Here is a 3,769-nt window from a genome sequence, read left to right on the forward strand (position 1 = left end):
TCGTGCCCCGGGCGTCGCTGCTCGGCGTCCAGTCCGTCAGCCGGTCGTGGCTGTCCTGGGAGAACACCTGGTTCGTGATGGCGATGCTCACGGCCGAGGGGGTGGTGCGGCTGTTCCCGCGCGCCGGGGACGGCGCCGACCGGCTGCTCGACCTGGGCGCGCTGATCGGGGACGGGCCGGCCGACCGGCTGTGCCGGCACCTGGACGGCGGCTGGGAGCCGGCGCGCATCGCCGGCGCCCTCGACCAGTGGCTGCTGGCCCGTCTCGGCGCGGTGGCGGCCGTCCCCGAACTGGCGCGGATGTCGGCGGCGCACCGCATGCTGCGGGAGGGTGGGTCCGTCGAGGCCGCGGCGGCCGCGGCCGGCGTCACGCGCCGCCAGCTCGGCCGCTGGTACCGGGCCCATCTCGGCCCCGGCCCCAAGCAGATGATGGACCTCGAGCGGCTGCAGGCCAGCCTGCGCGCCGCGCAGCGCGGGCGCGGCGACCCGGTGACGGGCTTCGCCGACCAGGCGCACCAGATCCGGAACTGGCGGCGCCGGCTCGGCACGACCCCCGGGCGCTACCTGCGCTCCGGGATGTCGGACCTGGCCGGCCTGTACGCCGCGCCGGGGGAGGGGGCTCCCGTCTTCTACCTGTGATCCCGGCGGGTCCGGCCGCGCGTCACGCGCCGAACCCCTCCAGGAAGCTATCGAGGTTGTCGGCCAGCGCCGCGGTCGCGTAGCCGCCTTCCTGGATCAGGACGGTCGGCAGCTTCTGCGCCGCGAGCAGGCGGCCGAGGCGCGCGAAGCCCGGCGTCGTGACCCGGAACGCCGCCAGCGGGTCGCCGCCATAGGTGTCGAAGCCGAGCGAGACCGCGAACAGCTCCGGCGCGAAGCGCGCGACATGGGCGCAGGCCTCGGCGACCGCGTCCAGGAAGCGGTCCTCCTCGGTGCCGATCGGCAGCGGCAGGTTCAGATTGTAGCCGCGCCCGCGCCCCCGGCCGCGCTCATGGGCGTAGCCGGCGAAATACGGGTAGAACTGCGCCGGGTCGGCATGGACCGAGACCACCAGCACGTCCTCGCGCTCGTAGAAGATCGCCTGGGTCCCGTTGCCGTGATGGACATCGACGTCGAGGATGGCGGCCCGCATCGGCCGGCCCCGCGCGCCCAGCGCCGGCAGCGCCGCCTGCACCGCGATCGCGACGTTGTTGAGGTAGCAGAAGCCCCCGGCCATGTCGGCGCTGGCGTGGTGGCCGGGCGGGCGGCACAGCGCATAGGCCGCCGGCACCTCGCCGCCCGCGACCAGCATGGCCGCGTGGACGGCGCCGTCGGCGGCGGCGCAGGCGGCCTCCCACGTCCCCTCGGCGATCGGGCAGGACGTGTCGGCCATGTGCCAGCCGGCCTGCCCGACGATGTGGCCGGGGTATTCCGCCGTGTCGGTGTTGCGGTGGACGTTGGGGATCACCGTGTCCGACGACCCGGGCAAGGCCCGCCAGCGCTCCCAGGCGGTCTCCAGGAACGCCAGGTATTCCGGCGCATGGACCGCCGCGCGCGGGCCGGAACCGAAGCTGGGGGGCGCTTCGACGCGCCCGCCCCGGCGTTCGATGCCGCCGAGCAGCATCCGCGCGCGTTCCGCGGTCTCCGGGCAGGGCACGGGCCGGCCGCGCTGCAGGAACTGCGGCGGCGCGTGACGCAGCTGGACGTCGGAGAACACGAAGCGCATGCGATGCTTCCTTCCTGGATGTGCCGGGAAGGGAGTTTAGCCGGGCCGGCGCCCTCCGGCCAGCCGCGTCAGGACGCGTGCGGGCCCGCGGTCGAGGCCGACAGCCGCCCGGCGACGAAGCAGACGATGCCGACGACCAGCAGCGTCAGGACCGTCGAGCGTTCATCGCCCGGAGCGAAGGCGAGCACGAGAATCGTGCACACCGCGATGATGATCACGGACGGGTTCAGCAGCCAACTGTCGGGCGCGTCGGAATGGGACGGGGCGCCGGCCTTCTGGGCCATGGAGAGCTTCCTCGTGCTCGCTGACGGGGCGCCGGGAAGAGGAGCACGACACCTTCCGGGCCATGTATTAACCTATCAGAACGACCCCGCGCTTCCCACCCCCGGCGGATTCATATGCCGTCCGGCGGAGGCCGCGGCATCGGCTTGCCCGAAAGGAGATCCCGGACGGCCATGGACGCGAAGCATCTCGTTACCACGATCGGGCAGCTGGAAAGTCTCTACGACCCGCCCTCCGCCACGGTGCTGGCCAAGCAGGTCGACCGGCTGGACGATCATTGCCGGGCCTTCGTCGCGGCCTCGCCCTTCGTGCTGCTGGCGACCATGGGGGCGGGGGGCGTCGACTGCTCGCCGCGCGGCGACACCCCGGGCTTCGTCGAGGTCCTCGACGACCGCACGCTTCTGCTGCCCGACCGGCGTGGAAACAACCGCATCGACAGCCTGCGCAACATCGTCGGGAACCCCGAAGTCGGCCTGATCTTCCTCGTTCCCGGGATAGGCGAGACGCTGCGCGTCAGGGGCCGGGCCCGGATCTCGACCGAACCCGCCCTGCTGGAGCGTTTCCCCGTCGGCGGGCGGCTGCCGCGGACCGTGATCATGGTCGCGGTCGAGGCGGCGTTCATGCAGTGCTCGCGGGCGATCGTCCGGTCCCGGCTGTGGGACCCGGCGTCCCGGCGCGACCGTACGTCCCTGCCGAGCATGGGGACGATCCTGGAGGCCCATACCGGCGGCCGCGTCGAGGCCGCGGTCTACGACGCCGAACTGCCCGGCCGGCTTCGCGATACGCTGTACTGAGGTCCGGTACGGAAATCCGCTGTACGCCCCCGGCTGCGCGGGTACACTGCCGGCGATCGCGAGCAGGGATGGAAGAGACCGTCGAGATGTCCGGCAACCACGCCTACCGGCCGGCGCCGCTCCGGGCGACGCTGGCGTGGCTGTGCCTGACCGCGGCGCTGGCCGGCGCCGGTTTCGCCAGCATCGCGATCTGGTCCGACTACGTCCAGACGCGCCGGCAGGCGGAGCAGCATCTCGAGGCGGCGGCGGCACTGGTCGAGGAGCATGCCCTCGGCGCCATTGGCACCGCCGACCAGCTCACCGCCCGCGCCGCGCAGTTCGTCCGCGGCAAGGCGCCCGGTGACCTGTGGGGCGACTGGGGGCAATGGGCCGAGCTCAGGACCATGGCGGACTCGCTGCCTTACGTCGTCTCCCTGCTGGTCGTGGACCGCGACGGCGTGGTCATGCTCGGCACGCATGCCTTTCCCGCCGGCAAAACCGACGTGTCGGACCGCGTCTATTTCCAGGCCCTGCGCGAGGGCGACGAGACCCATGTCGGCCGGACGATCCTGGGCCGGTCGGCCGGGCGCTACGTGTTCACCGTGTCCCGGCGCCTCGACGCGCCCGACGGGACCTTCGGCGGCGCGATCGCGGTGACGCTCGACACCGGGTATTTCCTGGAGGCGTACCGCAAGAGCGGGCTGGGCCCGTCGGCGGTGCTCACCGTCGTCCGGAACGACGGCACGGTGATCGTGCGCCATCCCTTCAGCGCGGCCGCGCTGGAGCGCAGCTACGCCGACGATCCCCTCTTCGCCACCCATCTGCCCGCCGGCCCGGCCGGCGTCTTCGCCGGCGCCTCCCTCGATGCCCGCGAGCGCCTGATCGCCTACCGGGCATCGGACCGGCTCCCCCTGGTCGGCGTCGCCTCGCTCGACCTCGGCGAGGTCTACCGCCCGTGGCTCCGGCGGACCACCTGGACCGTCGGCCTCGCCCTCGCGGCGCTGGTCGCGGTG

General features: G+C 73.3%; 5 protein-coding genes. 3 read left to right on the top strand and 2 right to left on the bottom strand.

Annotated features, from left to right (window positions below; all coding sequences use genetic code 11):
- A partial coding sequence (locus VGO20_RS19840) for an AraC family transcriptional regulator (RefSeq protein ID WP_327504114.1) occupies positions 1-638 on the top strand: 638 nt, incomplete at its 5' end.
- 22 nt (positions 639-660) lie between these two features.
- On the opposite strand, the gene VGO20_RS19845 is transcribed toward VGO20_RS19840, so the two are convergent.
- Positions 661-1,701 (bottom strand): histone deacetylase family protein, encoded by a 1,041-nt coding sequence (locus VGO20_RS19845; protein WP_327504115.1) that lies wholly within the window; start codon positions 1,699-1,701, stop codon positions 661-663.
- 68 nt (positions 1,702-1,769) lie between these two features.
- A complete protein-coding gene (locus tag VGO20_RS19850; RefSeq protein WP_327504116.1) occupies positions 1,770-1,985 on the bottom strand; it encodes a hypothetical protein in 216 nt (71 codons plus the stop codon).
- Positions 1,986-2,156: 171 nt separating this feature from the next.
- On the opposite strand from VGO20_RS19850, the gene VGO20_RS19855 reads away from it, so the two are divergent.
- Both VGO20_RS19855 and VGO20_RS19860 read left to right on the top strand, forming a co-directional pair.
- The gene (locus VGO20_RS19855; RefSeq protein WP_327504117.1) at positions 2,157-2,777 is read left to right on the top strand and encodes a pyridoxamine 5'-phosphate oxidase family protein; all 621 of its coding nucleotides are present in this window, start codon (positions 2,157-2,159) and stop codon (positions 2,775-2,777) included.
- A 68-nt stretch (positions 2,778-2,845) separates the two neighbouring features.
- Positions 2,846-3,769 (top strand): PDC sensor domain-containing protein (locus VGO20_RS19860; RefSeq protein WP_327504118.1); only part of this gene is annotated, 924 nt, incomplete at its 3' end.

This window comes from Arenibaculum sp. (genome assembly GCF_035998295.1).
Taxonomy (GTDB): Bacteria; Pseudomonadota; Alphaproteobacteria; order Azospirillales; family Azospirillaceae; genus DASYHS01.